Origin of the sequence: Citrobacter sp. KTE30 (assembly GCF_000398825.1) — a bacterium.
Taxonomy (GTDB): domain Bacteria; phylum Pseudomonadota; class Gammaproteobacteria; order Enterobacterales; family Enterobacteriaceae; genus Citrobacter; species Citrobacter freundii.
Window position 1 is genome coordinate 649,249 of record NZ_KB976055.1, and the last position, 16,291, is coordinate 665,539.

A 16,291-nucleotide genomic window follows, 5' to 3' on the forward strand; every position below is an offset into this window, starting at 1 on the left:
GCTTATCAGGCCTACGTTTCACATGGAAAGTAGGCCGGATAAGGCGAAAAAAAGTTAAGATTCGCTGACCACCACGGTACCGATCTGCGGGTGGCTGAAGCTGGCAATTTTGTCGAGACGAAGCTCCCGGGTTTCACCTGCGACATCTGCGACCAGATACTCCACGTTTTTGCGTGAAACCAGGTCGTTCGCTTTCGCCTGCAAAACTTCGCCATCTTTTAGCGCCAGCGTCAGTAACAAATGGTGCTGGCAGGCGAGTTCAAGATTGTCGTAATCATCGCAGTTGATGGGTTGATACGTTTCATTCATTGACATAATCGCTCACCAGTAAGTTCGCGGCAGCATACGCCGCTTTTTCCCTGACCGACTCTGGAAGGGCGCTGTCTGCCGCCACTTCATTAAGCACCTTCAATACGCAACCCAGCGCATCCGGGATATACCCTAAGTCTCCGCTGGCGATTTCCGCGTACCGCTTGCGTATTAACTCACAATATTTTTCCACATGCCCTCCTGTCAGCACTCTGACTTAACCGTGGATGCAAGTCTAAGCCTACGAAGATAAACTCTGTTTAGCAAGGTGACTATACCATACTCATTCAAGCAATATCAGCGCCTTGATAGAGGAGCAGTTAGCAGCCTTTTGCCGCAGTTTTCGCTACAATGTGCGCCTGATTCGAAAGGAGTTCTCTCATGGCGCTTAAAGCGACAATTTATAAAGCCGTCGTCAACGTAGCGGATCTTGACCGCAACCAGTTCCTTGACGCGGCCTTGACGCTGGCGCGTCACCCCTCTGAAACCCAGGAGCGCATGATGTTGCGCCTGCTGGCCTGGATCAAATATGCCGATGAACGCCTGCAGTTCACGCGTGGCCTGAGTGCGGAAGACGAGCCTGAAGCATGGCTGCGTAACGACCATCTGGGTATCGATCTCTGGATTGAGCTGGGTCTGCCGGATGAGCGCCGTATTAAAAAAGCCTGTACCCAGTCTGGTGAGGTTGCCCTGTTTGCTTACAACAGCCGTGCGGCTCAGATCTGGTGGCAGCAAAATCAGAACAAGTGCGCGCAGTTTAAAAATCTGACCGTGTGGTATCTGGATGATGAACAACTGGCGCAACTGAGTGATTTTGCAGGTCGTACAATGGCGCTGCAGGCAACTATCCAGGACGGTGCTATCTGGCTGTCTGACTCTCAGAACAATCTGGAAATTCATCTGACCGCGTGGCAGCCGCGTTCATGATTGTTATCTCCCGAAACGTCTCTATCCCTGATAATGAGCTGGAAATCACGGCGATTCGGGCGCAGGGCGCGGGCGGTCAGCACGTTAACAAGACCTCGACGGCTATCCATTTGCGCTTTGACATTCGGGCCTCTGGCCTGCCAGAGTATTACAAGGAACGTTTGCTTGCCGCCAGCCATCATCTGATTAGCGGTGATGGCGTTATTATCATTAAGGCGCAGGAATACCGTAGCCAGGAACTTAATCGGGAAGCGGCAATCTCCCGGCTGGTAGCGGTGATAAAAGAATTAACCGCAGTGCAAAAAAGCCGACAGGCAACTCGCCCTACACGCGCCTCGAAAGAGCGCAGGTTGTCATCGAAGGCGCAAAAATCCACAGTGAAAGCACTGCGTGGGAGAGTTCGTCGAACGCAAGACTGACGAGCGGGAATAAAAATTTATAAGGAATTGATAGTGAAAACAGCAATATTGTCCGTAGTCGCTGCATGCACGCTTTTTTCCTTGATCGGCTGTAATAACCGTACTGAAGTTGAAGTACTACAGCCGACGCGGGCGGCAGAATTAAAACCGATGCAGCAAAGCTGGCGTGGCATCTTACCTTGCGCGGACTGTGAAGGGATTGAAACCTCTCTGTTTCTGGAGAAAGACGGTACATGGGTGATGAACGAACGTTATCAGGGCGTGCGGGATGAACCGTCTTCGTTTGCCTCTTATGGCACATGGGCGCGCACTGCCGACAAGCTGGTGCTGACCGACAGCAAAGGTGAAAAGTCGTACTACCGGGCTAAAGGCGAGGCGCTGGAAATGCTCGATCGTGAAGGTAACCCGATTGAGTCACAGTTTAACTACACGCTCCAGCCAGTTTCCGCCAGCTTACCGGTGACGCCAATGCCGATGCGAGGCATGTATTTCTATATGGCTGACGCGGCAATCTTTACCGACTGCGCAACGGGTAAACGGATGCCGGTGGCGAATAATGCTCAGCTTGAACGTGACTATTTAGCTGCGCGTGCAGAAAACGGACAGTCCGTATTGCTGACGCTTGAGGCGCATTTCACGCTGGAGTCAAACCCGGATACGGGTGAGAAAGTGAAAACGTTGATGGCGGATAAAGACGCGAAATTTATCCCCGGTAAAGCGTGTAATTAATCGATAGAAAAAAGGCCCTGATAATCAGGGCCTTTTTGTTGGTATTAGCCTTTAATGGCTTTGACCAGGAAGTCGACGATGTCGCCGGTTTTAATCAGCTCTTTCTCGCCGTTACGACGGTATTTGTATTCGATATCGTCGTTGTCGAGGTTACGGTCGCCCAGCACGATAGTGTGCGGAATACCGATCAGTTCCATATCGGCAAACATCACGCCCGGACGCTCTTTACGGTCGTCCATCAGCACTTCAATGCCCTGAGCGCGCAGCTCAGCGTACAGTTTTTCAGCCAGTTCCTGCACGCGGTAGGACTTGTGCATGTTCATCGGCAGAATCGCGACCTGGAACGGAGCAATGGCGTCTGGCCATACGATGCCGCGATCGTCATAGTTCTGTTCGATAGCAGCAGCAACCACGCGAGTGACCCCGATACCGTAGCAACCCATGGTCAGGATCTGGTTACGACCATCTTCGCCCTGTACGGCGGCTTTCATCGCTTCAGAGTACTTGGTACCCAACTGGAAGATGTGGCCGACTTCGATACCGCGTTTGATCATCAGCGTACCTTTGCCGTCCGGGCTCGGGTCGCCGGCGACCACGTTACGGATGTCTGCAACTTCCGGGGTGACTACGTCGCGATCCCAGTTGATACCGAAATAGTGTTTACCGTCGATGTTGGCACCGGCAGCGAAATCGCTCATTACTGCAACGGTACGGTCGATAACCACCGGAATCGGCATATTCACCGGACCGAGCGAGCCAGGACCTGCTTTTACCAACGCACGAATTTCTTCTTCGGTGGCAAAGGTCAGCGGGCTGGCAACCTGCGGCAGTTTTTCCGCTTTGACTTCGTTCAGCTCGTGATCGCCACGAACCAGCAGGGCGACCAGCGGGTAGCTGCTGCCTTCAACCGCTTTCACCAGCAGGGTTTTCACGGTTTTTTCGATAGGCAGGTTGAACTGCTCAACTAGTTCGGCGATGGTTTTGGCGTTCGGAGTATCAACCAGCGTCATTTCCTGAGTTGCTGCTGCGCGCGGCTCTTTCGGCGCAACGGCTTCGGCGAATTCGATGTTCGCCGCATAATCGGAGGAGTCGGAGAAGATCACATCGTCTTCGCCGCTCTGTGCCAGCACCTGGAATTCGTGAGAGGCGCTGCCGCCAATAGAACCGGTATCTGCTTGTACTGCACGGAAATCCAGCCCCATACGGCTGAAAATTTTGCTGTACGCAGCGTACATCGCATCGTAGGTTTCCTGCAGGGATTCCTGAGAGGTGTGGAAAGAGTAGGCATCTTTCATCAGGAATTCGCGGGAACGCATCACGCCGAAGCGCGGACGGACTTCGTCACGGAATTTGGTCTGGATCTGATAGAAGTTCAGCGGCAGCTGTTTGTAAGAGCTCAGCTCGTTACGGATCAGGTCGGTGATCACTTCTTCATGCGTTGGGCCGAGGACGAACGAACGATCGCCACGGTCAGCAATACGCAGCAGTTCCGGGCCGTATTGTTCCCAACGGCCGCTCTCTTCCCACAGTTCAGAAGGCTGAACGACCGGCATCAACACCTCGATCGCACCGGCGTTGTTCATCTCTTCACGCACGATATTTTCGACTTTTTTCAGGACGCGCACGCCGGTCGGCAGCCAGGTATATAACCCGGAGGCCAGCTTGCGGATCATCCCGGCGCGCAGCATCAGCTGGTGGCTGATGACTTCGGCGTCGGCAGGTGTCTCCTTCAGAGTGGAGAGCAGATATTGGCTAGTACGCATGTTGTTACGGTTCCAGTTGAACGATCGAACAGGCTCAAAACGAGCCTGGCACAAAACAAAAGTGGTTTAGTTTACCAGCGAGAAAGGGATGTCAAAAGAGTACGCGACGCAAATTAGCGGGCTTCCAGAGCAAAGACCTCAAATCCTGACGGTGTGACGCGCCAGCGGACGTTAAAGTCCAGCAGCCAGACGGCGTAGGTTTTGCCTTCTTCCTCATTTTTACGGTAGGCAGGACGCGGATCCTGCGCCAGCACTTCGGTAATAAACTGACGAAGACGCGGGTAACGTTGTTCGAGCTTTGATAGCTGCTCCGCGAGATCTTCACTGAACGTCACCTCGACGCTGGCCTGAGGTGCGTCCTGGGCATAGCTGGCGCGAGCATCAGGCAGCGATTCGGCAAACGGCAGATACGGCTTAATATCCACTACTGGCGTTCCGTCAACAAGGTCCAGTCCACCGAGTTCGAGGATTACGTGCTCTTTATGGCAGCGGATGCCCCGCAGCTCTACCAACGACATGCCAACAGGGTTAGGACGAAACGTTGAACGTGTGGCAAAGACACCCATTCTGGCGTTGCCACCAAGACGGGGAGGGCGCACGGTCGGACGCCATCCACCTTCCATTGTCTGGTGAAAAACAAAAATCACCCACAAATGACTGAAGGCTTCCAGGCCGCGAATAGCATCGGCCTGGTTGTAAGGTGCGAGCAAATGCAGTTCACCGCAGGCGCTTTTCACCAGACCTGGCTGGCGTGGAACGGCGAACTTTTCTTTATATGGTGAGCGGATAACGCCTATTTGCTCGAACTGAAAATGGCTCATTTCGCCGAAATGTTCAGTGCAGAACCGATGCAAACCGCCTGACGATAGCAACCCGGCGTTCCGCTGGTCACTTCGCAACTGTGCAGCAATACCGCATTAGCTTTCATTTTTGATGCATTAATCTGCATGCGTTTGCGCGCGGTTGGAATGCTCGGAGGGGAATCCTGGTTGGATGCCTGGCAGGATTCACCGCTAACTTCGCCAAGATCGCGGAACGGCTTGCCTACTAAATCTTCAGCGTTAGTAATGATTCTTACCGGCGTCGCGCGCGGTGCTTTCGGTTTTTCCGGCTCCGCTTTCGGCGGGGTTGCGGTGCTTTGAACGGGTTCAACAGGGGATCTGCTTAACATAGAACAGCCGCTCAGCAAGAGTGCTACTAAACAGATCGGTAAAGCACGCATAATATTTCCTCAATGAATGATCTAAACGTCAGATATTGAATCAGGTGCTTGCATAAATGACAAGACGGGCAAGCGCCCGTCCTGATGATATTACATATTCTGTAAACAGCCTAAAATTACCAGCCCTTAACAGCACCGCCGTTGAAGACTTTGTTTGCTGCTTCGTACACTTCATCAGACTGATATGCCTGAACGAATTTCTTCACGTTCTCAGCATCTTTGTTGTCTTCACGCGTCACGATCAGGTTTACGTACGGAGAATCTTTATCTTCAACAAAGATACCGTCTTTTGCCGGGGTCAGGCCGATCTGGCTGGCGTAGGTGGTGTTGATGACCGCCAGTGCGATTTGAGCATCGTCCAGAGAACGCGGCAGCTGCGGCGCTTCCAGTTCAACCAGCTTCAGGTTTTTCGGGTTTTCAATCACGTCCAGCGCGGTCGGCAGCAGGCCAACACCGTCTTTCAGCTTGATTAAGCCCACTTTTTGCAGCAGCAGCAAGGAACGGCCAAGGTTAGTCGGGTCGTTTGGAATCGCGACCTGTGAACCGTCCTGCAGCTCATCCAGTGATTTGATTTTTTTGGAATAGCCCGCAATCGGGTAAACAAAAGTATTGCCTACAGCAACCAGCTTGTAACCGCGATCTTTGATCTGCTGATCCAGGTACGGTTTGTGCTGGAAGGCGTTAGCATCGATATCGCCTTTGCTCAGCGCTTCGTTAGGCAGAACGTAATCGTTAAACGTGACCAGCTCAACGTCCAGACCATATTTTTCTTTAGCTACTTTCTGCGCGACTTCTGCAACCTGCTGCTCTGCGCCAACAATAACGCCCACTTTGATGTGATTAGGATCTTTTTCATCCTGACCGCAACCCACAAGTGCCAGAGAACCGATCAGGGCTCCAACTGCCGCAAAGGTTTTGAATTTGAACGCCATGCTTATTTCCTTTTCTTAATGAGTTTTTAGTGTTGTGTGCAACGTTATTTGTGCGTGACAGCCCGGACGATGCGATCGCCGGATAACTGAATTAAATAAACCAGAACGACGAGCAATACCAGCACTGTATTCATTACGGTAGCGTTGTAGCCAATGTAACCGTACTGATAGCCAATCTGCCCAAGACCACCGGCACCAACGGCGCCACCCATCGCGGAGTAACCAACCAGCGTGATAAGGGTGATGGTGGCCGCATTGACCAGTCCTGGCAGCGCTTCTGGTAGTAATACCTTACGTACGATTTGCAGCGGCGTGGCGCCCATCGCACGAGAGGCTTCTATCAGCCCGGTCGGGATTTCGAGCAGCGCGTTTTCCACCATGCGGGCGATAAACGGCGCGGCGCCGACGGTCAGCGGGACGATAGCGGCCTGCAGTCCGATAGAGGTGCCTACGATCATGCGGGTAAACGGAATCATCCAAACCAATAAGATGATGAACGGGATGGAACGGAAAATGTTCACCAGCGCAGAGAGCGTACGGTAGAGCTTCGCATTCTCAATGATTTGCCCCGGACGCGTTACGTACAGCAACACGCCAACTGGCAGACCGATCACAAAACCAAAAAAACCGGACACAAAGGTCATTGCCAGCGTTTCCCATACGCCGCGAACCAGCAGCCACATCATCGGCTCAGACATAACCCAGTACCTCTACTTTTACATGGTGTTCCTGCAACCAGTTGATGGCTGCTTGTGTATCTTCCTGTGTGCCGTGCATTTCAGTCAGCATGATGCCGAATTTCACACCGCCGGCGTAATCCATCTGCGCGCTAATAATGTTGTTATTCACGTTAAAGCGACGGGCCGTTTCAGAGAGCAATGGCGCATCAACGGAATGACCGGTGAATTCCATGCGCAGCATTGGCACACTGTCTGCTTCTGGCTCGGCTTTTAACCGTTCCAGATAATCTTCCGGGATATCCAGGTGCAGCGTGGACTGGATAAATTTCTGTGCCAACGGCGTTTTCGGGTGTGAGAACACTTCGCTGACGGTGTCTTGCTCAATCAGTTCACCATTACTGATGACTGCCACGCAGTCACAAATACGTTTTACAACGTCCATCTCATGGGTAATCAGCAGAATGGTAAGTCCCAGACGACGGTTAATGTCTTTCAATAATTCAAGAATCGAGCGGGTCGTTGCCGGATCGAGTGCGCTGGTGGCTTCATCGCACAGCAACACTTTGGGATTGCTTGCCAGCGCACGGGCGATTGCCACACGCTGTTTTTGTCCACCGGAAAGATTGGCCGGGTAGCTATCGTGCTTGTCACCAAGACCAACCAAATCCAACAGTTCTGTTACACGGCGTTTGATCTCTTCTTTTGGCGTGTTATCCAGTTCCAGCGGCAGCGCGACGTTGCCAAACACGGTGCGGGAAGAGAGCAGGTTAAAGTGTTGGAAAATCATGCCGATTTGACGGCGAGCTTTGGTCAGCTCTGACTCAGAAAGCGTCGTGAGTTCCTGACCGCCGACCTGAACGCTGCCTTCGGTTGGGCGTTCAAGTAAGTTAACGCAGCGGATGAGCGTACTTTTACCGGCACCGGAGGCGCCAATAACGCCATAAATCTGCCCGGCAGGAACATGCAGGCTGACGTTATTTAACGCCTGAATGGTGCGAGTCCCCTGCTGGAACACTTTGGTGATATTCGAAAGTTTAATCATTGGTTATTTATTATCGTAATTAAGTTAGCCGTGGCATTTTCGTCTGTCAGGTACGGTCGAAGCCGTCAACAAGATGGATGTTAAGGCATCCAGACGTCTAAATCAATCAGGCTTTGCGCGATGAGCACTTTCTTGCCCGCTGAAACATGCGATACTAGAGCCACATGCCTTATTCAGGAGCTATAAAAGGTGGCAAAGTCTGTACCCGCAATTTTTCTCGACCGTGACGGTACCATTAATGTGGACCACGGTTATGTACATGAGATCGACGAGTTTGAGTTTATCGACGGCGTTATTGATGCCATGCGTGAACTTAAAAAGATGGGTTACGCGCTCATTATTGTGACGAACCAGTCTGGTATCGCGCGTGGTAAATTTACTGAGGCGCAGTTTGAAACGTTGACCGAATGGATGGACTGGTCGCTGGCCGATCGCGATGTTGAGCTGGATGGCATCTACTACTGCCCGCATCACCCACAGGGCACCGTGGAAGAGTATCGTCAGGTCTGCGACTGTCGTAAACCGCATCCTGGCATGTTTATCTCCGCCCGAGACTTCTTGCACATCGATATGGCCGCTTCTTATATGGTAGGCGACAAAATTGAAGATATGCAGGCGGCGGCAGCTGCAAATGTTGGCACGAAGGTATTGGTGCGCACAGGCAAACCCGTCACGCCGGAAGCAGAAAATGCGGCAGATTTAGTCATAAATAGTCTAGCAGACCTGCCAATGGCGATAAAAAAGCAGCAAAAGTAAGCGTTGTGGGTAAAAGGTGAGCGGTTGAAACAAAAATGCATTTTTCCGCTTGTCTTCCTGAGTCGACTCCCTATAATGCGCCTCCATCGACACGGCGGATGTGAATCACTTCACACAAACAGCCGGTTCGGTTGAAGAGAAAAACCTGAAAATGAGGGTTGACTCTGAAAGAGGAAAGCGTAATATACGCCACCTCGCGACAGAGCGCCAAAGCGCGTCGCAACTGCTCTTTAACAATTTATCAGACAATCTGTGTGGGCACTCGAAGATACGGATTCTTAACGTCGCAAGACGAAAAATGAATACCAAGTCTCTTGAGTGAACATACGTAATTCATTACGAAGTTTAATTCACGAGCATCAAACTTAAATTGAAGAGTTTGATCATGGCTCAGATTGAACGCTGGCGGCAGGCCTAACACATGCAAGTCGAACGGTAGCACAGAGGAGCTTGCTCCTTGGGTGACGAGTGGCGGACGGGTGAGTAATGTCTGGGAAACTGCCCGATGGAGGGGGATAACTACTGGAAACGGTAGCTAATACCGCATAACGTCGCAAGACCAAAGAGGGGGACCTTCGGGCCTCTTGCCATCGGATGTGCCCAGATGGGATTAGCTAGTAGGTGGGGTAACGGCTCACCTAGGCGACGATCCCTAGCTGGTCTGAGAGGATGACCAGCCACACTGGAACTGAGACACGGTCCAGACTCCTACGGGAGGCAGCAGTGGGGAATATTGCACAATGGGCGCAAGCCTGATGCAGCCATGCCGCGTGTATGAAGAAGGCCTTCGGGTTGTAAAGTACTTTCAGCGAGGAGGAAGGCATTAAGGTTAATAACCTTAGTGATTGACGTTACTCGCAGAAGAAGCACCGGCTAACTCCGTGCCAGCAGCCGCGGTAATACGGAGGGTGCAAGCGTTAATCGGAATTACTGGGCGTAAAGCGCACGCAGGCGGTCTGTCAAGTCGGATGTGAAATCCCCGGGCTCAACCTGGGAACTGCATCCGAAACTGGCAGGCTAGAGTCTTGTAGAGGGGGGTAGAATTCCAGGTGTAGCGGTGAAATGCGTAGAGATCTGGAGGAATACCGGTGGCGAAGGCGGCCCCCTGGACAAAGACTGACGCTCAGGTGCGAAAGCGTGGGGAGCAAACAGGATTAGATACCCTGGTAGTCCACGCCGTAAACGATGTCGACTTGGAGGTTGTGCCCTTGAGGCGTGGCTTCCGGAGCTAACGCGTTAAGTCGACCGCCTGGGGAGTACGGCCGCAAGGTTAAAACTCAAATGAATTGACGGGGGCCCGCACAAGCGGTGGAGCATGTGGTTTAATTCGATGCAACGCGAAGAACCTTACCTACTCTTGACATCCAGAGAACTTAGCAGAGATGCTTTGGTGCCTTCGGGAACTCTGAGACAGGTGCTGCATGGCTGTCGTCAGCTCGTGTTGTGAAATGTTGGGTTAAGTCCCGCAACGAGCGCAACCCTTATCCTTTGTTGCCAGCGGTTCGGCCGGGAACTCAAAGGAGACTGCCAGTGATAAACTGGAGGAAGGTGGGGATGACGTCAAGTCATCATGGCCCTTACGAGTAGGGCTACACACGTGCTACAATGGCATATACAAAGAGAAGCGACCTCGCGAGAGCAAGCGGACCTCATAAAGTATGTCGTAGTCCGGATTGGAGTCTGCAACTCGACTCCATGAAGTCGGAATCGCTAGTAATCGTGGATCAGAATGCCACGGTGAATACGTTCCCGGGCCTTGTACACACCGCCCGTCACACCATGGGAGTGGGTTGCAAAAGAAGTAGGTAGCTTAACCTTCGGGAGGGCGCTTACCACTTTGTGATTCATGACTGGGGTGAAGTCGTAACAAGGTAACCGTAGGGGAACCTGCGGTTGGATCACCTCCTTACCTTAAAGAACCTGCCTTTGTAGTGCTCACACAGATTGTCTGATGAAAAGTAAATAGCAAGGCGTCTTGCGATTGAGACTTCAGTGTCCCCTTCGTCTAGAGGCCCAGGACACCGCCCTTTCACGGCGGTAACAGGGGTTCGAATCCCCTAGGGGACGCCACTTGCTGGTATGTGTGAGTGAAAGTCGCCGACCTTAATATCTCAAAACTTACCTTCGGGTGACGTTTGAGATATTTGCTCTTTAAAAATCTGGATCAAGCTGAAAATTGAAACGACACACTGTGTCTGTTCTCCGTAAATAAGAACAGATAAGCGGTGTGTTCGAGTCTCTCAAATTTTCGCAATCAGAAGTGAAACATCTTCGGGTTGTGAGGTTAAGCGACTAAGCGTACACGGTGGATGCCCTGGCAGTCAGAGGCGATGAAGGACGTGCTAATCTGCGATAAGCGTCGGTAAGGTGATATGAACCGTTATAACCGGCGATTTCCGAATGGGGAAACCCAGTGTGATTCGTCACACTATCATTACGTGAATACATAGCGTAATGAAGCGAACCGGGGGAACTGAAACATCTAAGTACCCCGAGGAAAAGAAATCAACCGAGATTCCCCCAGTAGCGGCGAGCGAACGGGGAGCAGCCCAGAGTCTGAATCAGCTTGTGTGTTAGTGGAACGGTCTGGAAAGTCCGACGATACAGGGTGATAGTCCCGTACACCAAAATGCACAGGTTGTGAACTCGAAGAGTAGGGCGGGACACGTGGTATCCTGTCTGAATATGGGGGGACCATCCTCCAAGGCTAAATACTCCTGACTGACCGATAGTGAACCAGTACCGTGAGGGAAAGGCGAAAAGAACCCCGGCGAGGGGAGTGAAAAAGAACCTGAAACCGTGTACGTACAAGCAGTGGGAGCCTCTTTATGGGGTGACTGCGTACCTTTTGTATAATGGGTCAGCGACTTATATTCTGTAGCAAGGTTAACCGTATAGGGGAGCCGAAGGGAAACCGAGTCTTAACTGGGCGTTAAGTTGCAGGGTATAGACCCGAAACCCGGTGATCTAGCCATGGGCAGGTTGAAGGTTGGGTAACACTAACTGGAGGACCGAACCGACTAATGTTGAAAAATTAGCGGATGACTTGTGGCTGGGGGTGAAAGGCCAATCAAACCGGGAGATAGCTGGTTCTCCCCGAAAGCTATTTAGGTAGCGCCTCGTGAACTCATCTTCGGGGGTAGAGCACTGTTTCGGCTAGGGGGTCATCCCGACTTACCAACCCGATGCAAACTGCGAATACCGAAGAATGTTATCACGGGAGACACACGGCGGGTGCTAACGTCCGTCGTGAAGAGGGAAACAACCCAGACCGCCAGCTAAGGTCCCAAAGTCATGGTTAAGTGGGAAACGATGTGGGAAGGCACAGACAGCCAGGATGTTGGCTTAGAAGCAGCCATCATTTAAAGAAAGCGTAATAGCTCACTGGTCGAGTCGGCCTGCGCGGAAGATGTAACGGGGCTAAACCATGCACCGAAGCTGCGGCAGCGACACTATGTGTTGTTGGGTAGGGGAGCGTTCTGTAAGCCGTTGAAGGTGTACTGTGAGGTATGCTGGAGGTATCAGAAGTGCGAATGCTGACATAAGTAACGATAATGCGGGTGAAAAACCCGCACGCCGGAAGACCAAGGGTTCCTGTCCAACGTTAATCGGGGCAGGGTGAGTCGACCCCTAAGGCGAGGCCGAAAGGCGTAGTCGATGGGAAACAGGTTAATATTCCTGTACTTGGTGTTACTGCGAAGGGGGGACGGAGAAGGCTATGTTAGCCGGGCGACGGTTGTCCCGGTTTAAGCATGTAGGCGGAGGTTCCAGGTAAATCCGGTACCTTTTTAACGCTGAGGTGTGATGACGAGGCACTACGGTGCTGAAGTAACAAATGCCCTGCTTCCAGGAAAAGCCTCTAAGCATCAGGTAACACGAAATCGTACCCCAAACCGACACAGGTGGTCAGGTAGAGAATACCAAGGCGCTTGAGAGAACTCGGGTGAAGGAACTAGGCAAAATGGTGCCGTAACTTCGGGAGAAGGCACGCTGATATGTAGGTGAAGTGGTTTACCCATGGAGCTGAAATCAGTCGAAGATACCAGCTGGCTGCAACTGTTTATTAAAAACACAGCACTGTGCAAACACGAAAGTGGACGTATACGGTGTGACGCCTGCCCGGTGCCGGAAGGTTAATTGATGGGGTTATCCGTAAGGAGAAGCTCTTGATCGAAGCCCCGGTAAACGGCGGCCGTAACTATAACGGTCCTAAGGTAGCGAAATTCCTTGTCGGGTAAGTTCCGACCTGCACGAATGGCGTAATGATGGCCAGGCTGTCTCCACCCGAGACTCAGTGAAATTGAACTCGCTGTGAAGATGCAGTGTACCCGCGGCAAGACGGAAAGACCCCGTGAACCTTTACTATAGCTTGACACTGAACACTGGTCCTTGATGTGTAGGATAGGTGGGAGGCTTTGAAGTGTGGACGCCAGTCTGCATGGAGCCATCCTTGAAATACCACCCTTTAATGGCTGGTGTTCTAACGTGGACCCGTAATCCGGGTTGCGGACAGTGTCTGGTGGGTAGTTTGACTGGGGCGGTCTCCTCCTAAAGAGTAACGGAGGAGCACGAAGGTTAGCTAATCCTGGTCGGACATCAGGAGGTTAGTGCAAAGGCATAAGCTAGCTTGACTGCGAGAGTGACGGCTCGAGCAGGTGCGAAAGCAGGTCTTAGTGATCCGGTGGTTCTGAATGGAAGGGCCATCGCTCAACGGATAAAAGGTACTCCGGGGATAACAGGCTGATACCGCCCAAGAGTTCATATCGACGGCGGTGTTTGGCACCTCGATGTCGGCTCATCACATCCTGGGGCTGAAGTAGGTCCCAAGGGTATGGCTGTTCGCCATTTAAAGTGGTACGCGAGCTGGGTTTAGAACGTCGTGAGACAGTTCGGTCCCTATCTGCCGTGGGCGCTGGAGAATTGAGGGGGGCTGCTCCTAGTACGAGAGGACCGGAGTGGACGCATCACTGGTGTTCGGGTTGTCATGCCAATGGCATTGCCCGGTAGCTAAATGCGGAAGAGATAAGTGCTGAAAGCATCTAAGCACGAAACTTGCCCCAAGATGAGTTCTCCCTGAGACTTTAAGTCTCCTGAAGGAACGTTGAAGACGACGACGTTGATAGGTCGGGTGTGTAAGCGTAGCGATACGTTGAGCTAACCGATACTAATGAACCGTGAGGCTTAACCTTACAACGCCGAAGATGTTTTGGCGAAGAGACGACATTCAGCTTGATACAGATAACATTAACCGGCGAAAAGCGGGTTAATAACAGAATTTGCCTGGCGGCTGTAGCGCGGTGGTCCCACCTGACCCCATGCCGAACTCAGAAGTGAAACGCCGTAGCGCCGATGGTAGTGTGGGGTCTCCCCATGCGAGAGTAGGGAACTGCCAGGCATCAAATTGCAGTAAACCGGGATGAAGAATCCGGGTAGTGACAAAGAAATTCGGTGGAGCGGTAGTTCAGTTGGTTAGAATACCTGCCTGTCACGCAGGGGGTCGCGGGTTCGAGTCCCGTCCGTTCCGCCACTTATTAAGAGCCCTGAGCATTAGCTCAGGGCTTTTTCTTTGCCTGCAGTTTAATTATTGCTACATCCGCAAAAATCCTCTGCATTTATCACTCTTTTTCTATAAAGAGCTGGAAGTCATAATCCTCTTAGTTGATGAACATAGTGATTAAAAAGAGGAATTCTATGGCTATCCCTGCATTCGGTTTGGGTACTTTCCGCCTGAAAGACGACGTGGTTATCGCTTCTGTTAAAACGGCGCTTGAACTAGGCTACCGTGCTGTCGACACTGCGCAAATCTATGATAATGAAGCGGCTGTTGGTCAGGCGATTGCCGAAACCGGCGTACCGCGTAACGAACTGTACATCACCACCAAGATCTGGATTGAAAATCTCAGCAAAGAAAAACTGATCCCAAGTCTGAAAGAAAGCCTGAAGAAACTGCGTACAGATTATGTTGATTTGGTGCTGATCCACTGGCCATCTCCAGGAGATGCTGTATCTGTTGAGGAATTCATGCTGGCGCTGCTCGAAGCAAAACAGCAGGGACTGACTCGTGAAATTGGTATCTCAAACTTCACCATTGCGCTGATGGAAAAAGCCATTGCCGCAGTAGGCGCAGACAATATTGCGACCAACCAGATTGAGCTTTCTCCGTATCTTCAGAGCCGTAAGGTGGTTGACTGGGCGAAAGCACACGGTATCCACATCACCTCTTACATGACGCTGGCTTACGGTAACGCGCTGAAAGATGAAGTGATTGCGCACATTGCCGCTAAACATAACGCGACCCCGGCGCAGGTTATTCTGGCATGGGCAATGGGGGAAGGTTACTCCGTAATTCCTTCTTCTACCAAACGTGAAAACCTGGCAAGCAACCTGCTGGCGCTGGAACTGCATCTGGATGCCGAAGATAAAAAAATGATCGCGGCACTGGACTGCAACGATCGTCTGGTCAGCCCGGAAGGTCTGGCTCCTGCCTGGGATTAATTGCCCGAGCCTGTGTATCCCTTACCCCTCTTTTACAGCTCCTTCGGGAGCTGTTCTTATATATTCACTTAAAAAGTCTATAAATGCACGAATACGTGTACTGACCGCACGATCGCTGTAGTAAACGGCGCTGAAAGGCATTTTTACCGGCAGACGTTTATCGGCCAGCAGTTCCACTAGCTCTCCCTGCGCGATCTCTTTATCTATCATATAATCTGAAAGACAGGCGATGCCGTTGCCGTTCAGGCAAAGCTGTTTTAGCGTTTCCCCACTGTTGGAAGAAATTCCACACTCGACCTCATGCAGCTGTCCGTCGCTACAGGCAATTGGCCAGGTATTGAGCGAAACCGGTTCGGAAAACCCCAGACACAGATGCTGTTTTAACTCCTCGACGGTCTCTGGTCTACCAAAACGGGCAATGTACTCCGGTGAGGCAATAATCTTGCGATAGCTGGTAAATAACGGACGCGCACGTAGACTCGAGTCAGTCAGTGTACCCGCTCGTATAGCAACATCCACTTTTCGTTCAATAAGATTGATGAATGTTTCCGAGGAGACGAGAGACAACGTCATCTCGGGATACCGCTCCCGGAACGGTTTGATTAGCGGCATCAGGAAATGCAACATCACCGGTGTTGCTGCGTCGATGCGCAGCAGGCCGCGCGGAGTATTACGCGACTCCATGATTTCCGTTTCTGCTGCAGCCATCTCTTGCAGTATCTGCTGCACCCGCCTGAAGTAGCGCTCTCCTTCCTCAGTGAGACTTAGCTGTCGGGTCGTTCGATTAAGCAAACTGACGCCCAGTTTCATCTCCAGCTTTTTTACTGCCCGACTGACCGCGGAATTGGCTTGTCCAAGCTGTTCTGCCGCCCGGCTAAAGCTACCGCTTTCCACTACCGCTACAAAAATCGCAAGTTCTTCAGAGGTTGCTTTCATTTTTGCACCTGATGCAAAATTATATTGAGATTTTGAATGTTTTTGTCATTAAAACATCCAGGCATACTGCGTGTCATCTGA

The 16,291-nt window shown here is 51.7% G+C and carries 14 protein-coding genes, 2 tRNA genes and 3 rRNA genes; 10 read left to right on the forward strand and 9 right to left on the reverse strand.

The features are described 5' to 3' along the window. Positions 1-54 precede the first annotated feature (54 nt). Positions 55-315, reverse strand: a complete 261-nt coding sequence (rof, locus tag WC1_RS19730; protein ID WP_003018503.1) for a Rho-binding antiterminator — start codon at positions 313-315, stop codon at positions 55-57. Then, the gene (locus WC1_RS19725; protein WP_003018499.1) at positions 302-502 is read right to left on the reverse strand and encodes a YaeP family protein; all 201 of its coding nucleotides are present in this window, start codon (positions 500-502) and stop codon (positions 302-304) included. Before WC1_RS19725 ends, rof begins: the two co-directional genes overlap by 14 nt. A gap of 188 nt (positions 503-690) precedes the next feature. Here WC1_RS19725 and WC1_RS19720 point away from each other — a divergent pair, with 188 nt between their 5' ends. From WC1_RS19720 to nlpE, 3 genes are read left to right on the forward strand one after another with little or no spacing between them, the layout of a single operon-like run. Further along, positions 691-1,236, forward strand: coding sequence for a YaeQ family protein (locus tag WC1_RS19720; protein ID WP_003018497.1), 546 nt, complete (start codon positions 691-693; stop codon positions 1,234-1,236). After that, the gene (gene arfB / locus WC1_RS19715) at positions 1,233-1,655 is read left to right on the forward strand and encodes an alternative ribosome rescue aminoacyl-tRNA hydrolase ArfB (RefSeq protein WP_003018489.1); all 423 of its coding nucleotides are present in this window, start codon (positions 1,233-1,235) and stop codon (positions 1,653-1,655) included. Before WC1_RS19720 ends, arfB begins: the two co-directional genes overlap by 4 nt. Before the next feature lie 30 nt (positions 1,656-1,685). Then, on the forward strand, positions 1,686-2,384 hold the full coding sequence (gene nlpE / locus WC1_RS19710) for an envelope stress response activation lipoprotein NlpE (protein ID WP_085951559.1): 699 nt from the start codon (positions 1,686-1,688) through the stop codon (positions 2,382-2,384). Positions 2,385-2,428: 44 nt separating this feature from the next. On the opposite strand, the gene proS is transcribed toward nlpE, so the two are convergent. From proS to metN, 6 genes are all read right to left on the reverse strand, one after another. Next, positions 2,429-4,147, reverse strand: coding sequence for a proline--tRNA ligase (gene proS, locus WC1_RS19705; RefSeq protein ID WP_016149584.1), 1,719 nt, complete (start codon positions 4,145-4,147; stop codon positions 2,429-2,431). 113 nt (positions 4,148-4,260) lie between these two features. After that, positions 4,261-4,968 (reverse strand): tRNA (N6-threonylcarbamoyladenosine(37)-N6)-methyltransferase TrmO, encoded by a 708-nt coding sequence (tsaA, locus tag WC1_RS19700; protein ID WP_016149585.1) that lies wholly within the window; start codon positions 4,966-4,968, stop codon positions 4,261-4,263. After that, positions 4,965-5,369, reverse strand: a complete 405-nt coding sequence (gene rcsF / locus WC1_RS19695; RefSeq protein WP_003018477.1) for an Rcs stress response system protein RcsF — start codon at positions 5,367-5,369, stop codon at positions 4,965-4,967. Before rcsF ends, tsaA begins: the two co-directional genes overlap by 4 nt. Positions 5,370-5,485: 116 nt before the next feature. Further along, positions 5,486-6,301 (reverse strand): methionine ABC transporter substrate-binding lipoprotein MetQ, encoded by an 816-nt coding sequence (metQ, locus tag WC1_RS19690; protein WP_003018474.1) that lies wholly within the window; start codon positions 6,299-6,301, stop codon positions 5,486-5,488. 44 nt (positions 6,302-6,345) lie between these two features. Further along, positions 6,346-6,999: a methionine ABC transporter permease MetI gene (locus tag WC1_RS19685; protein WP_003018471.1), complete on the reverse strand. Its 654-nt coding sequence runs from the start codon at positions 6,997-6,999 to the stop codon at positions 6,346-6,348. Beyond that, a complete protein-coding gene (metN, locus tag WC1_RS19680; RefSeq protein WP_003018468.1) occupies positions 6,992-8,023 on the reverse strand; it encodes a methionine ABC transporter ATP-binding protein MetN in 1,032 nt (343 codons plus the stop codon). Before metN ends, WC1_RS19685 begins: the two co-directional genes overlap by 8 nt. 189 nt (positions 8,024-8,212) lie before the next feature. On the opposite strand from metN, the gene gmhB reads away from it, so the two are divergent. The 7 genes from gmhB to dkgB all read left to right on the forward strand — a co-directional run bounded on the left by gmhB (position 8,213) and on the right by dkgB (position 15,274). Continuing rightward, entirely contained in the window at positions 8,213-8,779 is a 567-nt protein-coding gene (gene gmhB, locus WC1_RS19675) for a D-glycero-beta-D-manno-heptose 1,7-bisphosphate 7-phosphatase (RefSeq protein WP_003829138.1), read from the forward strand. A gap of 367 nt (positions 8,780-9,146) precedes the next feature. Beyond that, positions 9,147-10,688 (forward strand): 16S ribosomal RNA (locus WC1_RS19670). Positions 10,689-10,773: 85 nt separating this feature from the next. Beyond that, positions 10,774-10,849 (forward strand) — tRNA-Glu (locus WC1_RS19665). A gap of 212 nt (positions 10,850-11,061) precedes the next feature. Then, positions 11,062-13,968, forward strand: a 23S ribosomal RNA gene (locus tag WC1_RS19660). A 90-nt stretch (positions 13,969-14,058) separates the two neighbouring features. Then, positions 14,059-14,174 (forward strand): 5S ribosomal RNA (rrf, locus tag WC1_RS19655). Together the 16S, 23S and 5S rRNA genes with 2 tRNA genes alongside form the textbook arrangement of a ribosomal RNA operon. 55 nt (positions 14,175-14,229) lie before the next feature. Then, positions 14,230-14,306, forward strand: a tRNA-Asp gene (locus WC1_RS19650). A 164-nt stretch (positions 14,307-14,470) separates the two neighbouring features. After that, complete coding sequence (gene dkgB / locus WC1_RS19645; protein WP_016149586.1) at positions 14,471-15,274, forward strand: 2,5-didehydrogluconate reductase DkgB; 804 nt, start codon at positions 14,471-14,473, stop codon at positions 15,272-15,274. Between the two features lie 21 nt (positions 15,275-15,295). Here dkgB and yafC read toward each other — a convergent pair whose 3' ends face one another. Beyond that, positions 15,296-16,210: a DNA-binding transcriptional regulator YafC gene (yafC, locus tag WC1_RS19640; RefSeq protein WP_003843865.1), complete on the reverse strand. Its 915-nt coding sequence runs from the start codon at positions 16,208-16,210 to the stop codon at positions 15,296-15,298. Positions 16,211-16,291 lie beyond the last annotated feature (81 nt).

Excerpts from the sequence above, each read along its gene's own strand:
- rof (WP_003018503.1), bottom strand. The coding sequence starts at position 315 with ATGTCAATGAATGAAACGTATCAACCCATCAACTGCGATGATTACGAC.
- WC1_RS19720 (WP_003018497.1), top strand. The coding sequence starts at position 691 with ATGGCGCTTAAAGCGACAATTTATAAAGCCGTCGTCAACGTAGCGGAT.
- arfB (WP_003018489.1), top strand. The coding sequence starts at position 1,233 with ATGATTGTTATCTCCCGAAACGTCTCTATCCCTGATAATGAGCTGGAA.
- proS (WP_016149584.1), bottom strand. The coding sequence starts at position 4,147 with ATGCGTACTAGCCAATATCTGCTCTCCACTCTGAAGGAGACACCTGCC.
- tsaA (WP_016149585.1), bottom strand. The coding sequence starts at position 4,968 with ATGAGCCATTTTCAGTTCGAGCAAATAGGCGTTATCCGCTCACCATAT.
- rcsF (WP_003018477.1), bottom strand. The coding sequence starts at position 5,369 with ATGCGTGCTTTACCGATCTGTTTAGTAGCACTCTTGCTGAGCGGCTGT.
- metQ (WP_003018474.1), bottom strand. The coding sequence starts at position 6,301 with ATGGCGTTCAAATTCAAAACCTTTGCGGCAGTTGGAGCCCTGATCGGT.
- WC1_RS19685 (WP_003018471.1), bottom strand. The coding sequence starts at position 6,999 with ATGTCTGAGCCGATGATGTGGCTGCTGGTTCGCGGCGTATGGGAAACG.
- metN (WP_003018468.1), bottom strand. The coding sequence starts at position 8,023 with ATGATTAAACTTTCGAATATCACCAAAGTGTTCCAGCAGGGGACTCGC.
- dkgB (WP_016149586.1), top strand. The coding sequence starts at position 14,471 with ATGGCTATCCCTGCATTCGGTTTGGGTACTTTCCGCCTGAAAGACGAC.
- yafC (WP_003843865.1), bottom strand. The coding sequence starts at position 16,210 with ATGAAAGCAACCTCTGAAGAACTTGCGATTTTTGTAGCGGTAGTGGAA.